The organism is Acinetobacter sp. GG2, assembly GCF_000292385.1.
Classification (GTDB): domain Bacteria; phylum Pseudomonadota; class Gammaproteobacteria; order Pseudomonadales; family Moraxellaceae; genus Acinetobacter; species Acinetobacter seifertii.
Genome location: NZ_ALOW01000040.1, coordinates 291,127 through 309,829, shown reverse-complemented (window position 1 = coordinate 309,829; position 18,703 = coordinate 291,127). Strand labels below are relative to the sequence as shown.

The window sequence follows — 18,703 nt, the reverse complement described above, 5'->3', positions numbered from 1 at the left end:
CCTTATGATTGTGAAATTGAGCCGCAGGCCTGATTAGCAGGAAGTGCTTTATCGATCTGCTTTGGATATGGAAGATTTAAATTATTCATTAATTTAATAAAATCTTCACGCGAACGATTCTGGCCTAAACGTGAGTTATTTAAACGTTCATTGCCAATGGTTGAAGATAAACGACCTTTATAATCGTGTCCCGGATAAACAATAGTGTCGTCAGGCAAGCTAAATAATTGCTTATGAATACTGTCATATAGTGTGCCTGCATTTCCCTGCTGGAAGTCAGTTCGACCGCAACCATCAATTAATAATGCATCACCAGTGAAAACCATGTTTCCAACTAGATAACTCGTACAAGCATTGGTATGACCTGGTGTATAACGTGCTTCAATACTAAGTTTGCCTAGTTTCAGCGTACAACCATCTGTAATAAGAATATCTCCGCAACTTACATCTGAATTTCTATGTAAAACCGATTTACAATGAAAACGTTCACGCAGTAAATTTGCAGCAGTAATATGATCTGCATGAACATGTGTATCTAAGGTATAGATGAGCGTAAATTGATGCTTTTCTAATTCTTTTGCATAGATTTCTATATCTGATGCAACTGGGTCAATTAAAACAGCCTCTCGTGTTTCTTCACATCCAAGCATATATGTATAAGTCGAACTTTCTTGTTCAAAAAATTGCTTAAAGAACATGATTTATACCCCGATAATTTATTTCTATCCTATATTTTGCAAATACAATGCCAATTATTTTTATTTAAATAATAAGTTTAAAAATCATATAGTTAATTAAAAATTTAAAATTGGAATCAGAATATAAACTTTTCTTGATGTTTCTGTGAAACTCAAGTATGTTTCAATGAAACGATTGTGAAACATGTGAAATGGCAAAGCTAAATTTTGAGTCTGAACAAGATTTTTATATTTTATTTGAGCAACTTAAGGCTTTATTCCCAAATTCGAGTCTGTTTTTAGCAGACACAACGACTCACGCAATTTACTATAAATTTAACACAGATGATATTTCTGTCGAGAGCATGGCAGCGCTTACTCAAGATCATCACAATCAATATCTCGAAATTAATACTCCTAAAGTTAGAAAGCGATTTATCTATCAAGAACATGATATTTATATTGCCGAGCATCGGATTATTGGGAAGCTACATATTTTACAGCCGATAAGCAATGAAAATGACATTACAGAACCGTTAGAAATAACAGAGCAATTGAAAGACTTAGCCAAAGTTTTTAATAGCTGCTCACCAGAAATGGCTCGTATGTTTTCGATTATTCAAAGAGTAGCTATTACTGAATTTCCAGTGCTTGTCCGCGGTGAATCTGGGAGTGGTAAAGAATTGGTAGCAAAAGCCATTCACGATTATAGCCAGCGCAAAAACAAAATTTTTGTAGCGATTAACTGTGCTGCTCTCAATGCCAATATTTTAGAAAGTGAGCTGTTTGGACATGTTAAAGGTGCTTTCACAGGAGCAATTCGTGACCATAAAGGCGTGTTTGAACGTGCCGCTGGTGGAACACTGTTTCTGGATGAAATTGCCGAGATTCCTTTAGAGCTTCAAGCTAAATTATTACGAGTGTTAGAAACAGGTGAATTTACGCCTGTAGGTGGTGAAAAACCGATTCAAGCAAATGTCCGAATTATTACTGCAACACATAAAGCTTTACGCGAAGAAGCTAAAGCCGGACGGTTCCGTCATGATTTACTCTACCGTTTACGCGTAATTCCAATTTTTATACCACCACTCAGAGAACGAAAAGTCGATATTCCATTCATTGTCGATCAGATTTTAAAAGAAAGCTCAACTCAACTCGACACCATGCCTCGTCACGTCAATCAAAAAGCCATGCAAGTTCTTTTAAATTATGACTGGCCGGGAAATGTTCGCGAGCTTAAAAACACCCTACTTTATGCATTAACGATGGCAAATGGTAAGGATGAGATTGAAGTTGAAGACTTACCAAATGAGCTTTTAAATGCTGACGATTACGTTAAATTGCCTGAGACAAATACCGAGCTTAGTCCAGAAAATGTGCAAGCTGCTTTAGAAAAATATGAGCATAACTTGAATATGGTTGCTAATATTTTTGGTATTAGCCGTACAACGCTTTGGCGTTATAGACAAAAACATAAGCTTTAGCTAGGTATTTGTTGAATCTAAGGCGTATCATATTGCAGTTGGTTAGATCCATTAAATTCAAAGGCTTTCTATGATTGTTCGCGATAAAAGCAACGTTTTTAAACTCTTATTTGCATGGAAAGGAACTGTTCTACCCAAGGTCTTGCCAGCATTGAGTTTTGTTGTATTTATTTCAGCATGTGTAGTTTGGCTTTCTTATTATCATTGGATTCAAATTCCTACTGTACCCGCAATTGGATTTACAATCTTTGGTGTGATTCTTTCCATTTGTACGGGTTTTAGAAATAACGCCTGTTATGACCGTTGGTGGGAAGGCCGCAAACTTTGGGGTGCATTAATTGCTAATGCCAGACATATTGTTAGAGATAGTCACGTTCTTAACAATGAACAACGTGAACATTTAATTCATCAGGTCTTAATTTTTAGTAATTTACTACGTGATCGACTGCGCCAGCAAACCGCTGAGCCGACCAAATTTCTTGAACATGCTTATTTAAATAACTCTTCACTCGATTATTTAAATGATCATATTAATGCACCGCAGTTTGTACTCGAAAACATTCAAAAAGATTTAGTTAAAATACTAAAAGACGGTGAAATTAGTGACATTATCTATAGCACGCTAAATCGACATATTATTGAGTTAGGCAATATTCAAGCGGGTTGTGACCGTATTGCAGGTACACCTTTACCCTACTCTTATTCTGTACTTTTACATCGCGCTGTTTATTGTTTCTGTTTCATATTACCATTTAGCCTTGAAGCAGCTTTAGGTATTTGGACACCGCTTATTGTTGGCTTAATCGCTTATATGTTTTTAGGGCTAGATGCTTTAAGTGCTCAAATTGAAGAACCTTTCGGGTTACAAGAAAATGATTTACCGCTCGATTCTATTGTGCGTTTGATTGAACGTGAGTCTCTAAGCTCTTTAGGACAGCCATTACCTCCTATTATTGAAGCCAAAAATAACAATTTACTTTAATAAAAAAGAGCGATGATTCGCTCTTTTTTACAGCCTTAAGTTTCTATTTAGGGTTGTACAATAATCTTAACTGCCGACTCATTGTTATGAATTAAGGTTTCAAAACCTTGTGAAATCAAATCATCCAGTCGAATACGCTGCGTAATAAAAGGTTCAAGATTTATTTTACCTTCTTCAACCAGTTTAATCGTCTCCTGATGGTCATTTACATAGGCAATTGTGCCTCGTACATCAAGCTCTTTCATTACCACACTATGCACATTAATTGATGCTGGATGGCTCCAAATCGAAACTATGACAATCACACCAGTTGGTTTCACTGCTGCAACTAAAGTATCTAATACCTTGTTAACGCTACTACATTCAAATGCGACATCGACACCATCGCCATTGGTAATTTTCATAACCTCAGAAATAACATCAACTTCAGATGGGTCTAAAATATAATCTGCGACTCCCGACTCTTTGGCTTTTTCTTTACGTTTGGCACTTAATTCGGTAATGATGACTTTAAGACCTTTCGCTTTTAAAATTGCCGAAAGCAATAAACCAATTGGCCCAGCACCGCCAACCAGTGCAATATCACCAGCCTTTGCACCACTACGCACGAAAGCATGGTGACCCACCGATAACGGTTCAATTAAGGCTGCCTGATCCAGTGGAATTTTATTGGAAATTGGGTGTACCCAACGGCGTTTAACCGCAATTTTTTCCGATAAACCACCGCCACGACCGCCTAAACCGATAAAGTTCATATTTTTGGAAAGATGATAATTATCGCCCGGTCCAGTCGGCACATCATCGGCCACAATATAAGGTTCTACCACCACATGCTGACCAATTTCAATGTCTTCAACACCTTCACCTACAGCATAGACCACACCTGAAAATTCATGTCCCATAGTAATAGGCGCAGATTCGCCTGAAATAGGATGCGGATGTCCGCACGGTGGAATAAAAATTGGCCCTTCCATAAATTCATGCAAATCTGTACCACAGATTCCACACCAAGCTACCTTAATGCCTACAGTGCCGGGACTGACTTCTGGTTCAGGGATATCTTCAATACGAATATCACCTCTGTCATAAAAACGCGCTGCTTTCATTATTATCTCCCTCAAATCAGGATGTTGTTTTAGCGATAGACTATTCCACCGTCCGTTAAAATGGATTGACCCGTAATATAGTCTGAATCTTCACTTGCCAGAAAAGCAACTAATGCAGCCACATCATCTGGTGTTTGGGCTCTACCTAAAGCAATGCCTTCTACATACTTTTTATAAGTTTCACCTATAGTAGCACCAGTAATTTCAGCAAAACGTTTATCAATTTCAACCCACATGTCTGTTCCGACAATTCCGGGGCAATATCCATTTACCGTAATACCATGACTGGCATATTCTTTTGCCGAAGCTTGCGTAAGTGCTCGTACTGCAAATTTGGTTGCCGAGTAAATACCGAGTAAAGCAAAACCATCATGGCCTGCAATTGAGCAAGCATTAATGATTTTACCTTTATGTTGGCGTTGCTTAAATTTTGCAGCAGCAGCCTGTATGCCCCACAGCACTCCACCAATATTAATATCAACAATTTTTTGAAATTCATCAGGTGTGATATCCGCAATCGCCTGAACCTGTGCAATTCCAGCATTATTAATCATGACATCAAACCCGCCAAGTGCCTGCTCAGCATGATTTATAGCGGCATACACTTGCTCTCGGTCACTTACATCAGCAATAAATGTGCTCGCATTTACACCTAAAGCCTGAATCTCCTGCTGCACATCGTTCAGTCGATCTTGTTTCATATCCACTAATGCAATATGTGCCCCTTCTTGCGCCAAGCGCAGGGCAATCCCACGGCCAATGCCTTGAGCTGCCCCAGTCACTAAAACGACTTTATTTTTTAATCCCTTAACCATGTTCAACTCCTGTAAATGCAGAATTTCTACATATGAATCGCTCGTTGCATTGAAGCTAGAATGGATTCATGCATAGCTTCTGATAAGGTTGGATGCGGAAAAATCACCTGAGCTAAACTTTCATCAGTTGCTTCTAGGTATTTGGCAATAGCAAATCCTTGGATATGTTCGGTTACTTCATGGCCTACCATATGTGCACCAAGCAGTTCGCCCGTTTCTGAATGAATAATAGTTTTCACAAAACCTGACGCATCTCCAATTGCCAAAGCTTTACCATTTGCAGTTAAAGAAAACTTGCCGATTCGTACAGGTAAATTCTGAGCTTTTGCTACGTTTTCCGTTAAACCAATACTCGCCACTTGTGGATGAGTAAAAATACAACCCGGAATCTGGCTACGATCGAGTGAATGTACGTTTGCTACACCAGCAATTTTCTCGACACATATCATGGCTTCATGGCTTGCTTTATGGGCAAGACACGGTGCTCCAGCCACGTCACCAATCGCATAAAGCCCTGCTACATTGGTTTTACAATAGTCATCAATTGCCACAAAACCTTGTGGATTCAGTTCTACACCTAAACGTTCTAGTCCGAACCCTGTGGTATTCGGCTGTACACCAATTGCCGAAAGCACACGGTCGAAAATAATCGTTTGAACGTCATTTGCCGTTTCAATTACACAGTGGACTTGATCATTTTCAATTTGAATACTTTGAACAACAGCATCGGTTAAGACCTTCATTCCTTTTTGTTCAAATTGCTTTCTGACAAATTGAGCAACTTCCGCATCTTCAGTTGGTAAAATCTGCTTGGCTAAATCAATAAGCGTGACCTGACAACCCAAGTCTTGATAAAGGCTCGCAAACTCACTACCAATTGCACCTGAACCTACAACCAGTAAACTTTTCGGTAACCGCTCTGGAACAAGAGCCTCTTTATAGCTCCAGACATATTTTCCATCGACAGGAAGCTGAGGAACATGTCGAGCTTTAGCTCCAGTTGCCAAAATAATATGCGGTGCACTCAAAGCCTGACTTTTACCTTGAGCATCTGTCACTTCAAGTTTTTCTTTAGCCGTAAGTTGAGCACGGCCATTAAACACTGTCACCTGATTCTTTTTAAGCAAGTAATCGATGCCTTGTACTAATTGAGCTGACACTTGTCGGCTATGTTGCACAAGCTTTTGAATATCAAAATCGAGTTGGGATACCTGAAAACCAAACTGTACGGCATGTTTAAACTGGGTTGCGAGCTCTGCCCCTGCAAGCAAAGCTTTGGTTGGAATACAGCCCCAATTTAGACAAATTCCACCTAAATGTTGCTCTTCTACAATTGCGGTTTTTAACCCGAGCTGGGCTGCACGAATTGCAGCCACATACCCACCCGGTCCCGCGCCAATCACAATTAAATCAAATTGAGCTTCTGACATGCGGGTTCTCCTACACCAAAATTAAAGCAGGATTTTCAACAAACTGCTTAAAGCTGGCCAAGAATTTCGCCCCAACTGCACCATCAATGACACGGTGATCGCATGACAACGTCGCTGTAACAATCTCACGAACCACGACATTGCCATTTTCAACAACAGCACGTGATTCAGAAGCACCTAATGCCATAATTGCACCTTGCGGTGGATTAATAATGGCATCGAACTGTTTAATGCCTAACATTCCTAAATTTGAAATGCTAAAGCTGCCGCCCTGAAACTCATCAGGTTGTAACTTGCCAGTCTTGGCACGCGTTGCCAAATCACGCATGTCATCGGAAATCTGTGCTAAAGACTTCTGATTTGCTGCTTTTACAATGGGTGTAATTAAACCGTTTGGAATCGCTACAGCCACCGAAATATCCGCTTGAGAGAACTGTAAAATTGATTGAGTCGCCTCATCAAATTGAACGTTTACCTCAGGTACTTTAATCAGTGCCGCAGCAGCTGCTTTAATTAGCATGTCATTAATTGAAAGTTTCACTTGTGGAACGGTCTCATTAATCTGCTTACGTAGTTTTTGCAAAGCTTCAACGTTTAGATCGACCACTAAGCGGAAATGCGGTGCATTACGTTTTGCAGCCTGTAACCGTGAAGCAATCGCTTTACGCATACCATTCATCGCCACAGTAGTAACGGTCGATTGTGGTTGAGCAGCACATTGAGCAGATTGTTCATTTACCGAGGTTGGATTATTACGGTAATAAACCGCTTCAACATCTTCTTTACAGACACGGCCACGAGTACCTGAAACACGGCAGTCATTTAGGTTAATGCCCCATTGCTTTGCTAAACGGCGTGCTACAGGTGTCGCTGAAACTCGGCTATCATCAGCAGTAGATTTAACCACTTTAGCTTGAGTTTGCTGCTTAACATCAGGCCATTGACCACCAGCAGCCTGTACAGCCTTCTGGATGTCTTGAACACTAATGCGGCCTTCACGACCAGAACCTGTGACTTTCGCTAAGTTCACATTGTGCTTTTCTGCAAGCTTTAAGGCATGCGGTGTTGTAAACAACTCATCAGATGTTTGATAGCCTTGCAATGATTCCGGTACATCGTAGTCACCTTTAGCTACCTTTGCAGGAGCTGGAGCACTTGCAGCTACAGACTGTGGTTGTTCGGCTTTTTCAGCAACAGGTGCAAATGTTTCCGATTTACTTTGTTCCGAAGGTGCTTCGGGGGCCTTAGCTGCTGAACCACCTAGTGACGCAATAAACGTTTCAATTTCTGCATCAGAAATTTCACTATCAGCACATACCGCAATAAGACCACCGACGGGTAAAGTATCACCGTCTTTCGCCAAAATTTTACGGAGCGTTCCAGCAAAAGGCGCTTCTAACACATTGACGATTTTTGTGGTTTCAATTTCACAAATTTCATCGCCTTTATTAAAGCTATCACCCTCTTTAATCAACCATTGGGCAATCGTGCCTTCTTCCATGGATAATCCCCATTTTGGGATCTCCAGCGTTTTAATTTCGCTCATCCTAAGCCTCCAATGTTTTTCGCACAGCTTGCTCAATACGCTCTACACTTGGAATCCATTCTTTTTCTAAAACTGGAGAGAATGGAACAGGCGTATGTGGTGGCGTTACGAGTTCAACAGGTGCTTTCAAATAGTGGAAACCTTTTTGGGCGATTAGTGCAGCCACATCATGCCCAAAGCCACAGCGTGCCGCTGATTCGTCCACAATAACCACACGTCCAGTTGATGCAACAGACTCTAAAATTCCTTCTTCATCCAGAGGTGAAATTGTACGAGGGTCTACTACTTCAACTGAAATACCATCTTTTGCCAGTTTGTCTGCTACTTCATTGGCGCGGTGTACCATCAGGCCTAAAGCAATAATGGTCACGTCTGTCCCTTCACGGGTGTAATTTGCTACACCAAAAGGAATGGTATAGGCCTCATCAGGAACTTCGCCTTTAATGTCATAAAGCATTTTATGTTCGCAGAACACTACAGGGTCATCATCTCGAATAGCCTGAATTAATAGTCCTTTCACATCATATGGGCTAGATGGAACCACAACTTTTAAGCCCGGAACCGCGGCGAATACGTTATATGGCGACTGAGAATGCTGAGCTGCCGCAGAAAAACCTGCGCCAATCATGCCACGTACAACCATTGGCGCTTTTGCTTTTCCACCGAACATATAACGGAATTTAGCGGCTTGGTTATAAAGCATGTCATGACACACGCCATAGAAATCCATAAACATTAAGTCAGCAACTGGACGTAAACCTGTTGCAGCAGCACCAGCGGCCATACCAATAATTGCAGACTCGGTAATTGGTGTATCAATCACACGTTCCGAACCAAATTCTGTCCATAAACCTTTGGTTACACCCAATACACCACCGAAACCTTCTAACTGGTTGTCTTCAGTGTTTTTACCGCCGTGTCCACCGCGAACATCTTCACCAACAACAAATACGGTTGGGTCGCGGCGCATTTCTGATTCAATGGCTTCTTTAATTGCATTACGAAAACTTTTATTTGGCATCTTTACTATTCCTTTAGTAAGAGACATAGACGTCGGTAAGGAGTTGTTCTGGTTTTGGATATGCCGCAGCACGAGCTTTTGCAACGGCATCATCAACATTTGCCTTTGAAGCTGCATCAATCTCGTCTAGTTTGGCATCATCAATTTTGCCTTTGACTTTTTCGCGGAAAATTTTCAAAGGATCTTTGTTTTCTTTAATAAACTCGACTTCTTCCTTAGAACGAATCAAGCCAGGGTCACCTTCAAAGTGGCCATAAAAACGGTTTGTAATGGTTTCAATCACGCTTGGTCCTTCACCACGACGTGCACGTTCAATGGCAGTTTGAGCAGCTTCATAGACAGCAAAGAAGTCTGTACCATCAACTTTAACCGCAGGTAAACCAAAACCTGCTGCACGACCAGCTATGTCCTTACTTCCTACAGCGTAATCATGACCAGTCCCCTCGCCAAAACCGTTATTTTCAAAAACGAAAATCACTGGAAGTTTAAGAACAACAGCCATGTTCATCGCTTCAAAAGTAAGGCCTTGGTTTGAGCCACCATCACCTGTAAAAGACAGTCCGACGCCACCAGTCTTTAAGGTTTTTGCTGTCAAAGCTGCACCAATTGCTAAAGGAGGTCCACCACCCACAATCCCGTTGGCACCGAGCATACCTTTGTCTAAATCGGCAATATGCATAGAACCGCCTTTTCCACGGCACAGCCCGTCATCTTTACCAAAAATTTCCAGCATCATGGCGTGAATGTCACAGCCTTTTGCAATACAGTGTCCATGTCCACGATGTGTTGAAGTGATATAGTCTTTGTCGGTTAAGTTCTCGCAAATCCCGACTGCTACAGCTTCTTCTCCGCTATATAAGTGAATAAAGCCTGGAATATCACCATTGGTATTTTCTTCGTGAAGTCGATCTTCAAATTCACGAATATCACGCATGCGTTTATATGCTGCGAGTAATTGCTCTTCCGTTAATTGCATATCCTTTTCCTTTATTATCTTGATTATTGAAAATCAACCAAGTTTCAGCGAGATATATATTTCGCTATAAATAATAAAGCTCAATTTAATTTAATATGCTATTAGACTAAAAATTTTTAAATAAGTTTTTTAACTATTAATTTTTATTTTTCAAAAACTTACAATACAAAAATAAAATCAAAAAATTTTAATTCATTTCATTAACTTATAAAACAAACCTTTAACCAACCTTTGTTAATTTATAATATTTGCTGTGTACTGCGTGTATTAATAAATTCATTTTTTATTATTTTTATAAATTAAGATTTTATTATACACAACCTAATTTAAAATGAATTAAATATAAAATGGAATTTTATATATGGACTTTAAAAGGCAAATAGAGACAGGTATTAAATTAAGAGGAATAGATAAAGTTTCTCGTATTCCGATTAAGATTTTACCTACCGAAGAATTACCTAAAAAACCAGAATGGATTCGAGCAAAAATAACGGATTTCGAAGAAATTCAACGTATCAAAAATTTATTACGTCAACAAAAACTACATAGTGTTTGCGAAGAAGCCGCATGCCCAAATTTACCTGAGTGTTTTGGTGGCGGTACGGCAACATTTATGATTATGGGAGATATTTGTACAAGACGATGCCCTTTCTGCGATGTAGCTCATGGTCGTCCAATGCCTTTAGATGAAAATGAACCTAAGCATCTGGCAGAAACAGTCGCCAACCTAAACTTAAAATATGTCGTGATTACCTCTGTAGACCGCGATGATCTACACGATGGTGGTGCAGCACATTTTGTGAAGTGTATTGAAGAAATCAGAAACCGTTGTCCAGACACGCTGATTGAAATTTTAGTTCCAGACTTTCGTGGTCGTTTAGAAACTGCACTTTCGACATTAAGTTTATCGCCACCCGACGTGTTTAATCATAATATTGAGACAGTACCGCGTTTATATAGAGCGATGCGCCCTGGTTCGGACTATCAGCATTCGTTAAATTTATTAAAACGTTTTAAGAAATACTGTCCAGATATTAAAACCAAATGCGGTCTGATGGTTGGATTAGGAGAAATTGAGGCTGAGGTGCTTGCTCTACTCAATGATTTAAAAGATCACGATGTAGATTTAATCACTATTGGGCAATATCTACAGCCCTCAAAGTCACATGCCCCTATTCATCGTTTTGTCCATTTAAAAGAATTTGAAAGATACACTCAGCATGGAAAGCGTTTAGGCTTTAAAAATATTTGGAGTGCACCAATGGTACGTTCTAGCTATTTTGCCGATCGGCAATACTTTGGAGAACCTGTACCGAAGCCATTTTCAAGAGAAGATGTTTTGTCTTAGCGCAATCCGAAATAACAAAACTTATCCAATTGGCTAATGGTCAAACCCATTAAAACTATTTAAGGTAAATGAAATAAGAGGAAATTGTCACAATAAGAAAGTTAAACCTGTTGAGCGGCTAAGGATACGCCATTTCAACGATAAAGGAATTTCGATATGGATATGTCAAAACAACTATTATTGCCTTCTACAGATAACCTTCCGTCTTTCTTTAGAACGGAAACAACTTCTGAAACAGCCTATTCAGTGAAAAAGCCCTCACTCGATTTAGATGCGGCCCCTATATTTGATCTTGATCAGGAATGGCAACATTCCTTATTTGGTCGTTCAATCCAAGAGTGTCATAGAAATTTGATGCATATTGCTGAAGATGCGGATATGGCAATTGGCGTGACAGATCCTCACGGTACTTTACTCTGGACATGGAGTAGTACACCTATGCGTTCATCTGCTGAACAAGTCCACTTTGTTGAAGGTGGGCAATGGTCTACTCAAGCGGTTGGTCAAAATGCAATTGGTCTTGCACTTAATACACATTCAGCAAGCTGTGTTTATTCACATGAAAACCAGATGAACAGCGTTAGAGACTGGGTCTGTTATGCAGCCCCAATCACCGATGCAAACACAGGCCAGTTTTATGGCATTATGAACTTATCAACTAAGTATCAAAAGCATAATTCACTTGGAATTTTAGCAGTTGAACGCTGTGCAGATCTTGTAAAACAAGCCATTCAACTTCATCAAAAAAACATTTTATATATTAAGGCTCTAGGCACACCTAAAGTTCAATACAATCAACATGGCTTAACACTCACGCAGCGTCAAATCGAAATATTATGTATTCTTGCCTTGTGTCCAGAAGGTATAAACTTAGAAGAACTACACTACGCTTTATATGGCGACCGCCCAGTGAGTACAACCACATTAAAATCTGAACTCTCTCAACTTCGAAACTTAATTCCAGATGTTATCGAGTCACGGCCATATAGACTCAACTGTGAAATTCAATGTGACTTTCTTATGGCTGAGCAGGCGTTAAACTTAGGGTTTACTGCAACCACTTTAACACTCTACAGAGGTAGTTTTTTAGCCAAATCAGAAAGCCCATTCTTATGCGCTTGGAGAGATTGTTTTGATGCTCGATTGAGCCATGTAATTTATCAAATTGATGATATAGATCAACTATTACGGGTAGTCAGTCGTGTGCCTGATCGAGTTGATGCTGTTGAACGCTTACTTGAATTATTACCTGAAGATACACCTTATAGAGTAAAGCTTTTAAAATTGCTTGAATAAAATAAAAGGGAGAATATTGTATAAATATTCTCCCTTTTCAAGATCAGCTTAAGCAGAAGCTTTAAGCTGTATCCTATAGCAATCATCTAAAGCCAGCTCATAATAACGCAATCCTTCTTCAGCAGCATGAAATGCTTTTTGCTGCCAATCGGGTCGGTCATTCGACAAACGTTTAATCAACTCCATGGCTTCATAAGGATGTAAATCATCATAATGCGCATGGGCACGCAACCAAGCTAAAGAGCGCTTATCAATCGTGACTTCAGGGTGATCTGTATAAGCATGAATACCTTTATAGACTTGAATAGACCAGTCACCTGTCGCCCATTCAATTGCTAAGTTGGTGGCAGCTAAACATTCAGCTAAATTACCACGATGACTCATATTCCATAGAAAATGGTTCACCGCATTCATTGCAGCCGGCGGTCTCACGCTATCAAGCTGTTCTATAGTTAATCCAAAACCTTTAGCCCAATCACGATACCACCGCAAATGGCGTTCTTCGACTTTAATATTTTGAATTAACCAGTCTCGTGCTTCCGTTACACCTGGTTCAGCAAAAGCAGTCGCTTTAGCTAATGCACCAGCCATATATGATGGAAAGTGCGCTACTAATGGATAGAAATTAAGTAATGCATAACGGAAACTCTCTAGGCTCAATCCCCCATTGGCCATTTCAGTAAAAAACGGATGTTTACTGACTCGCTCCTTAACTGGTAAAAGATCATCCCAAAATCGCTGAGACCATTCATTATGCGCTGTAATTTCTAAATTCATTCCATATTGATTTAAAGCAGTCATTGCTAATTTTCCTATTTATATGACAGCAATCATCTGTACTTCACGGCTATAAGTCTATCCGAAAATGATAAAGATACAATCTTTAATCGACCATTTGTCATTTTTTCTCAAAGGTTTGGGGTCTTTAGATAATTGTGACGCTAATCATTGAAATGTCGTGATTTTTATCACAATTAGAGAGTATAAAAATCATTACTTTTTTAAAAAATCTGTATTATTATTTTTAAATAATCCACACATTATATAACCAATACTTTTAGATGGAACTTTAATAAACCAAGTCTCATTTTATGCCAACTTCCAATATAGAGAGCATTAATTATGAAGTTGCAAGGTTCCAATATATTGGGACAGGAACAAATAGATTTATTAACCACACGCGGATTAAATTTCCTCAGGTTTCCAAAGCAACTTGAAACGATTTATCGTTTTCAATATCAAGAAGGTGCGGCCTATGAGTTTCGCTATAGAGCACCTATTATTTTAATATTATATTTATTTTTAAGCTTTGGTATATACCAAGTTTTACCGACTGAACAAGTTTTATCCTGGTTAAACTATTATTCTTGGGTGGGTATAATAGTTTTAATTGCATGGATTTTATCATTTATTAAAAAATTAAATCAGTGGTTTGATTATTATGTCGGAATTGGCTCTGCTTCCGCCGTTGCTATCACCTTTATTTTAATTAACGTTTTAGAAAATGGCCAAGATAATGTTCTTTTTCATGCAGCGATGATGTATGCAATTGTGATTATCTACGGTGCTGTAGGTATGCGCTTTTATACTGCCATTATTGCTGGATGGGTTGGTGGTTTTGTTGGTATTTTAGTCAGTACCTATGTAAAAGGTGACATTGACTGGACCTTTTTAAACCGTACATATACGTTTAGTAGTTTCTTAGGGATGACCCTTGCTTACGCAACAGACCGTCAACACCGAGAAAACTATTTACAAAACTGTATGATTGAGCTCAACCGTATTGAACTCATGCAACAAGCGCAGCAGCTATCTTTGCTTTCACAACAAGATGCTTTAACTGGGCTTGCTAACCGACGTTATCTTGATGAAACACTAGATAATGAATGGCGACGTGCACTACGTCATGAGACATCACTTACTATTATGATGGTTGATATCGACTTTTTTAAGTCATATAACGACACCTTGGGCCATCTTAAGGGTGATCAGTGCTTAAGAGATATTGCTACTGCAATTTCATCTATTGCCGCTCGTAGTGGAGATTTGGTTGCTCGTTATGGTGGTGAAGAGTTTTTACTTCTTTTCCCTATGACAAACCCACAACAGGCTCAAATTCAAGTTGAAAGATTAATGAACGCAATTAAAAAAATTGCAATTGTTCATCCATGTAGCAGTGTTTCACCGTATGTAACCATTAGTGTGGGTGTGGCAACGACTGTTCCGCGTTTAAATGATTCAATTTCTGCCTTTGTTAGCCGTGCTGATCATGCACTCTATCAAGCAAAAACAAATGGTCGTAATCAATATCAAATTGCTGTAAATGAAGAACAAATTGTAGACTTAACTTAATTATTCATAAGTCTATATAATTAAAAAAATTGCTATCAATAAATAAAAAAGCCACATACTTTAAATTATGTGGCTTTTCTTAATTCAACCAGAACTATGACTAAGGTTCAATCGGAGCAAATGGAGGAACAACATCTGCATTTTGAGCACGATGGCGTAGGAAATGATCCATTAAAACAATAGCCAGCATTGCTTCCGCAATTGGAGTTGCTCGAACGCCGACGCACGGATCATGACGGCCTTTAGTTAATACATCAGTATCTTCACGATTTAAATTAATCGTTTTCCCCGGAGTTGTGATACTTGCTGTTGGTTTTAGGGCAATCGCTACACGAATGGTTTGACCACTTGAAATACCACCCAAAATTCCACCAGCATGATTTGCTAAGAAGCCATGACTCGTCAATTCGTCACGTGTTTCATGACCAAACTGTCCAGCAACTGCAAAACCATCACCAATTTCTACACCTTTCACCGCATTAATACTCATCATTGCATGTGCAATGTCAGCATCTAAACGGTCAAAAACAGGCTCGCCCCAACCCACAGGAACTTTCTCAGCTAAAATTTCTAGCTTAGCGCCACAGCTTGTACCTTGTTCACGTAAAGAAGTAACCAATGCTTCAAAGCGAGAAACAGCATCTACATCGCCACAGAAAAATGGATTATTTGGAACTTCATTCCAATCTAGTTTCTCGGTAACTTCATTACCAATTTGAGTGACATGACCACGAATCAAGACACCAAATTTTTCTGCTAAATATTTCTTCGCAATAGCGCCTGCTGCAACGCGCATAGCAGTTTCACGAGCACTTGAACGACCGCCACCACGATAATCACGGAAACCATACTTTTGTGTATAGGTATAATCCGCATGGCCCGGTCTAAAGGTTTGCGCAATATTTCCATAATCTTTCGATTTTTGGTCAGTATTACGAATGAGCAAACCAATTGGAGTACCTGTGGTTTTCCCTTCAAATACACCTGAAATAATTTCAACCTGATCAGGTTCTTTGCGTTGAGTTGCAAATTTCGATGTACCAGGTTTACGGCGGTCCAAGTCTATTTGCAGATCTTCTTCAGTCAATGCAAGGCCCGGTGGCACGCCATCAACAATTGCCATTAAGCCAACACCATGTGATTCACCACATGTAGTTACACGAAAGAGTTGTCCAATAGTGTTCCCTGCCATATGTACAACTCCTTAAGATTGTTCTGCAAATAATTTTCTATAACGACGACATTGTTCAGCAGTCAAAGCAAAAATACCTGAACCGCCTTTTTGGAAAGTGAGCCAGTTGAAATCAATCGTATTGAAGTTCTGACGCATTGCCCATTCAGAGTTACCCACTTCAATGACGATTAAACCATCTTCTGTCAAATAATCTGCTGCTTGAGCAAGCATTTTACGTACTAAGTCTAAACCATCTTGACCCGCTGCCAATGCAAGTTCAGGCTCATGTAAAAACTCTTCTGGTAGGTCAGCCATATCTTCGGCATCAACATATGGCGGGTTACTTACAATTAAATCGTACTGATTTTCAGCTGGAATCTTGGCGAATAAATCAGATTCAAGTAACGCAACTTGATATTGCTTATTGTGGTGTTCAACATTAATTGAAGCTACTTCTAAAGCTTCTTTAGAAATATCTGTTGCATCCACTTCAGCATCTGGATAAGCATAAGCTAAAGCCACAGCAATACAACCAGAACCTGTACACATGTCTAAAATACGTTGCGGAGTCTTAGGTTTAGTATTTTCTGGTAAGTTATTGAGCGCTTCACGCATTTGACCATTTTCATCTAAACAATATGGTGCAAAACGTTGCTCAATTAACTCTGCAATTGGTGAACGAGGAATAAGTACGCGTTCATCAACATAAAATGGCTTATTGAAGAAGTAAGCTAAATTTAATAAATAAGAAGTTGGAATACGGTCATTAATACGACGCTCCAGCAAGCTTAAGAATTCTGCTTTTTCACTTGGTAAAAGCTTAGCATCTAGAATTTCTGCATCTGCTGACCATTCAAGAGATAAGGTTTGTAAAACTAATGCAGAGCTTTCTGCAAAATAATCTTCAGTACCTTGTCCTAAATGTGCATCATGTTGACGTAATGCTGATACCCCAAAACGAATAAAGTCTCGAATTGTTGATAAATTTTCAGCAGCTTCCTGTAAATGTTCAGGGCTAATCGTCGGTCGCTCCACTTAGGCGTCTCCAAAGGCAATTTTTGCAAAGTGACTATTCTACTGAGTGAGACAAAGCAACGCAACGCTTTGCCTTGTGAACCAGTGTTTTACATCTCAATCTATAGAAATCACGGCTTTAAATTAGAATACTTTGTTTTAATTAAGAAATAATGAACTTTATAAGTAGCGCAATATATAGTCTCTGAAACAAAAAAGCGGCCTTTAAATACTGACCGCTTATGAACTCTAGTTGGCTTAAAGCTTAAGCTTTTCTGCAACATAATCGGAGTCTTTATCTCCACGACCCGACAGATTCACCACAATCATGGTTTCTTTCGGCAGCTTTGGTGCTTCACGAATTGCCCAAGCCACCGCATGTGAGCTTTCTAGTGCAGGAACAATTCCTTCTACACGAGAAAGTGTCATAAAAGCATCTAAACATTCTTGGTCGGTTGCAGTGCTATATTCCACACGACCTAAATCTTTTAAAAAACTGTGTTGTGGCCCAACACCCGGATAGTCTAGTCCTGAAGCAATAGAATGCACTGGTAAAGGTTCACCAGCCTCATTTTCAAGCACATAACACGCCATACCATGAATTTGGCTTGGTTTACCTAAAGTTAAGGTTGCCGAGTGCATATTGGTGTCTAACCCATGTCCAGCTGGTTCAACCCCAACGAGTTTTACATCCGAATCATTTAAAAATGCTGTAAACGCACCGATAGCATTTGAACCGCCACCAACACATGCCACCACATAATCTGGATTTTTACCAAAGCGATGGTGCGTTTGATCTTTAATTTCATTACCAATAATAGATTGAAAATCTCGAACCATTTTAGGGAATGGATGAGGTCCAACCACAGAACCAATGGCATATATAAAGTTTTTAGGATCTTTTAAATATTCTTCAAATGCACTATCTACAGCATCTTTTAATGTTGCTGTACCACGTGTAACTGCCACCAAATGTGCACCCAAAATTTTCATTTTGACAACATTTGGATGTTCTTTTTCAATATCGACTTGCCCCATGTGAATTTCACACGGAATACCCACTAAAGCACACGCTGTTGCCAAAGCAACTCCATGTTGACCTGCTCCAGTTTCAGCAATGACTTTCTTTTTGCCCATATATTTAGCAAGTAAAGCTTCACCTAAGCAGTGATTAATTTTGTGGGCACCCGTATGATTTAAGTCTTCACGCTTTAAATAAATTTGTGCGCCGCCTAACTGTTCAGATAGACGCTTTGCATGAAATAAGGGACTTGGACGGCCTACATAATTCGTAAAGAGGTCTGATAGTTCATTTTGAAATTCAGCTGTATGGCGAATTTCTTCATAAGCAACATTAATTTCATCCATTGCTTCTTTTAAATGTGGAGGAATAAATTGCCCTCCATACTCACCAAAAAATCCTTGTTCATTCGGTAAAGCAATACCATTAATTTGATGTTGCATATCATCCCTCTTTTTAAA

The 18,703-nt window shown here is 39.4% G+C and carries 16 protein-coding genes; 5 read left to right on the top strand and 11 right to left on the bottom strand.

Annotation, left to right across the window (positions count from 1 at the left end; all coding sequences use genetic code 11):
• Nucleotides 1–2: 2 nt before the first annotated feature.
• A complete protein-coding gene (locus tag B554_RS0117585) occupies nt 3–698 on the bottom strand; it encodes an MBL fold metallo-hydrolase (RefSeq protein ID WP_019459086.1) in 696 nt (231 codons plus the stop codon).
• A gap of 191 nt (nt 699–889) precedes the next feature.
• Here B554_RS0117585 and B554_RS0117580 point away from each other — a divergent pair, with 191 nt between their 5' ends.
• On the top strand, nt 890–2,161 hold the full coding sequence (locus B554_RS0117580) for a sigma-54 interaction domain-containing protein (protein ID WP_019459085.1): 1,272 nt from the start codon (nt 890–892) through the stop codon (nt 2,159–2,161).
• 70 nt (nt 2,162–2,231) lie between these two features.
• A complete protein-coding gene (locus tag B554_RS0117575; protein WP_019459084.1) occupies nt 2,232–3,143 on the top strand; it encodes a bestrophin family protein in 912 nt (303 codons plus the stop codon).
• Nucleotides 3,144–3,190: 47 nt separating this feature from the next.
• Here B554_RS0117575 and B554_RS0117570 read toward each other — a convergent pair whose 3' ends face one another.
• From B554_RS0117570 to B554_RS0117545, 6 genes are read right to left on the bottom strand one after another with little or no spacing between them, the layout of a single operon-like run.
• Nucleotides 3,191–4,249: a 2,3-butanediol dehydrogenase gene (locus tag B554_RS0117570; protein ID WP_019459083.1), complete on the bottom strand. Its 1,059-nt coding sequence runs from the start codon at nt 4,247–4,249 to the stop codon at nt 3,191–3,193.
• Between the two features lie 29 nt (nt 4,250–4,278).
• Entirely contained in the window at nt 4,279–5,064 is a 786-nt protein-coding gene (locus tag B554_RS0117565; protein ID WP_019459082.1) for an acetoin reductase, read from the bottom strand.
• 26 nt (nt 5,065–5,090) lie between these two features.
• Nucleotides 5,091–6,494 carry a dihydrolipoyl dehydrogenase gene (lpdA, locus tag B554_RS0117560; RefSeq protein ID WP_019459081.1) on the bottom strand — a complete coding sequence of 468 codons (1,404 nt, stop codon included), beginning with the start codon at nt 6,492–6,494 and terminating at the stop codon, nt 5,091–5,093.
• A 10-nt stretch (nt 6,495–6,504) separates the two neighbouring features.
• Nucleotides 6,505–8,040 (bottom strand): 2-oxo acid dehydrogenase subunit E2, encoded by a 1,536-nt coding sequence (locus B554_RS0117555; protein WP_019459080.1) that lies wholly within the window; start codon nt 8,038–8,040, stop codon nt 6,505–6,507.
• Nucleotide 8,041: 1 nt separating this feature from the next.
• Entirely contained in the window at nt 8,042–9,061 is a 1,020-nt protein-coding gene (locus tag B554_RS0117550) for an alpha-ketoacid dehydrogenase subunit beta (RefSeq protein WP_019459079.1), read from the bottom strand.
• A gap of 13 nt (nt 9,062–9,074) precedes the next feature.
• On the bottom strand, nt 9,075–10,037 hold the full coding sequence (locus B554_RS0117545) for a thiamine pyrophosphate-dependent dehydrogenase E1 component subunit alpha (RefSeq protein ID WP_004701792.1): 963 nt from the start codon (nt 10,035–10,037) through the stop codon (nt 9,075–9,077).
• Nucleotides 10,038–10,398: 361 nt separating this feature from the next.
• Here B554_RS0117545 and lipA point away from each other — a divergent pair, with 361 nt between their 5' ends.
• Together lipA and B554_RS0117535 are read left to right on the top strand one after the other, a co-directional pair.
• Nucleotides 10,399–11,385: a lipoyl synthase gene (lipA, locus tag B554_RS0117540; RefSeq protein ID WP_019459078.1), complete on the top strand. Its 987-nt coding sequence runs from the start codon at nt 10,399–10,401 to the stop codon at nt 11,383–11,385.
• A 156-nt stretch (nt 11,386–11,541) separates the two neighbouring features.
• Nucleotides 11,542–12,681: a helix-turn-helix domain-containing protein gene (locus tag B554_RS0117535; protein WP_019459077.1), complete on the top strand. Its 1,140-nt coding sequence runs from the start codon at nt 11,542–11,544 to the stop codon at nt 12,679–12,681.
• Between the two features lie 48 nt (nt 12,682–12,729).
• Here the strand turns inward: B554_RS0117535 and B554_RS0117530 are convergent, their stop codons facing one another.
• Nucleotides 12,730–13,482 (bottom strand): TenA family transcriptional regulator, encoded by a 753-nt coding sequence (locus B554_RS0117530; protein ID WP_019459076.1) that lies wholly within the window; start codon nt 13,480–13,482, stop codon nt 12,730–12,732.
• 321 nt (nt 13,483–13,803) lie between these two features.
• On the opposite strand from B554_RS0117530, the gene B554_RS0117525 reads away from it, so the two are divergent.
• Nucleotides 13,804–15,033, top strand: a complete 1,230-nt coding sequence (locus tag B554_RS0117525) for a GGDEF domain-containing protein (RefSeq protein WP_019459075.1) — start codon at nt 13,804–13,806, stop codon at nt 15,031–15,033.
• 100 nt (nt 15,034–15,133) lie between these two features.
• On the opposite strand, the gene aroC is transcribed toward B554_RS0117525, so the two are convergent.
• The 3 genes from aroC to trpB form a co-directional block, all read right to left on the bottom strand.
• Nucleotides 15,134–16,225, bottom strand: a complete 1,092-nt coding sequence (aroC, locus tag B554_RS0117520) for a chorismate synthase (protein ID WP_004701801.1) — start codon at nt 16,223–16,225, stop codon at nt 15,134–15,136.
• 12 nt (nt 16,226–16,237) lie between these two features.
• Nucleotides 16,238–17,242: a 50S ribosomal protein L3 N(5)-glutamine methyltransferase gene (prmB, locus tag B554_RS0117515; RefSeq protein WP_019459074.1), complete on the bottom strand. Its 1,005-nt coding sequence runs from the start codon at nt 17,240–17,242 to the stop codon at nt 16,238–16,240.
• A gap of 237 nt (nt 17,243–17,479) precedes the next feature.
• Nucleotides 17,480–18,685, bottom strand: coding sequence for a tryptophan synthase subunit beta (trpB, locus tag B554_RS0117510; RefSeq protein ID WP_019459073.1), 1,206 nt, complete (start codon nt 18,683–18,685; stop codon nt 17,480–17,482).
• Nucleotides 18,686–18,703 lie beyond the last annotated feature (18 nt).

Bases quoted from the DNA above. Each gene is read 5' to 3' on its own strand.
- B554_RS0117585 (WP_019459086.1), bottom strand. From the start codon at position 698: ATGTTCTTTAAGCAATTTTTTGAACAAGAAAGTTCGACTTATACATAT.
- B554_RS0117580 (WP_019459085.1), top strand. From the start codon at position 890: ATGGCAAAGCTAAATTTTGAGTCTGAACAAGATTTTTATATTTTATTT.
- B554_RS0117575 (WP_019459084.1), top strand. From the start codon at position 2,232: ATGATTGTTCGCGATAAAAGCAACGTTTTTAAACTCTTATTTGCATGG.
- B554_RS0117570 (WP_019459083.1), bottom strand. From the start codon at position 4,249: ATGAAAGCAGCGCGTTTTTATGACAGAGGTGATATTCGTATTGAAGAT.
- B554_RS0117565 (WP_019459082.1), bottom strand. From the start codon at position 5,064: ATGGTTAAGGGATTAAAAAATAAAGTCGTTTTAGTGACTGGGGCAGCT.
- lpdA (WP_019459081.1), bottom strand. From the start codon at position 6,494: ATGTCAGAAGCTCAATTTGATTTAATTGTGATTGGCGCGGGACCGGGT.
- B554_RS0117555 (WP_019459080.1), bottom strand. From the start codon at position 8,040: ATGAGCGAAATTAAAACGCTGGAGATCCCAAAATGGGGATTATCCATG.
- B554_RS0117550 (WP_019459079.1), bottom strand. From the start codon at position 9,061: ATGCCAAATAAAAGTTTTCGTAATGCAATTAAAGAAGCCATTGAATCA.
- B554_RS0117545 (WP_004701792.1), bottom strand. From the start codon at position 10,037: ATGCAATTAACGGAAGAGCAATTACTCGCAGCATATAAACGCATGCGT.
- lipA (WP_019459078.1), top strand. From the start codon at position 10,399: ATGGACTTTAAAAGGCAAATAGAGACAGGTATTAAATTAAGAGGAATA.
- B554_RS0117535 (WP_019459077.1), top strand. From the start codon at position 11,542: ATGGATATGTCAAAACAACTATTATTGCCTTCTACAGATAACCTTCCG.
- B554_RS0117530 (WP_019459076.1), bottom strand. From the start codon at position 13,482: ATGACTGCTTTAAATCAATATGGAATGAATTTAGAAATTACAGCGCAT.
- B554_RS0117525 (WP_019459075.1), top strand. From the start codon at position 13,804: ATGAAGTTGCAAGGTTCCAATATATTGGGACAGGAACAAATAGATTTA.
- aroC (WP_004701801.1), bottom strand. From the start codon at position 16,225: ATGGCAGGGAACACTATTGGACAACTCTTTCGTGTAACTACATGTGGT.
- trpB (WP_019459073.1), bottom strand. From the start codon at position 18,685: ATGCAACATCAAATTAATGGTATTGCTTTACCGAATGAACAAGGATTT.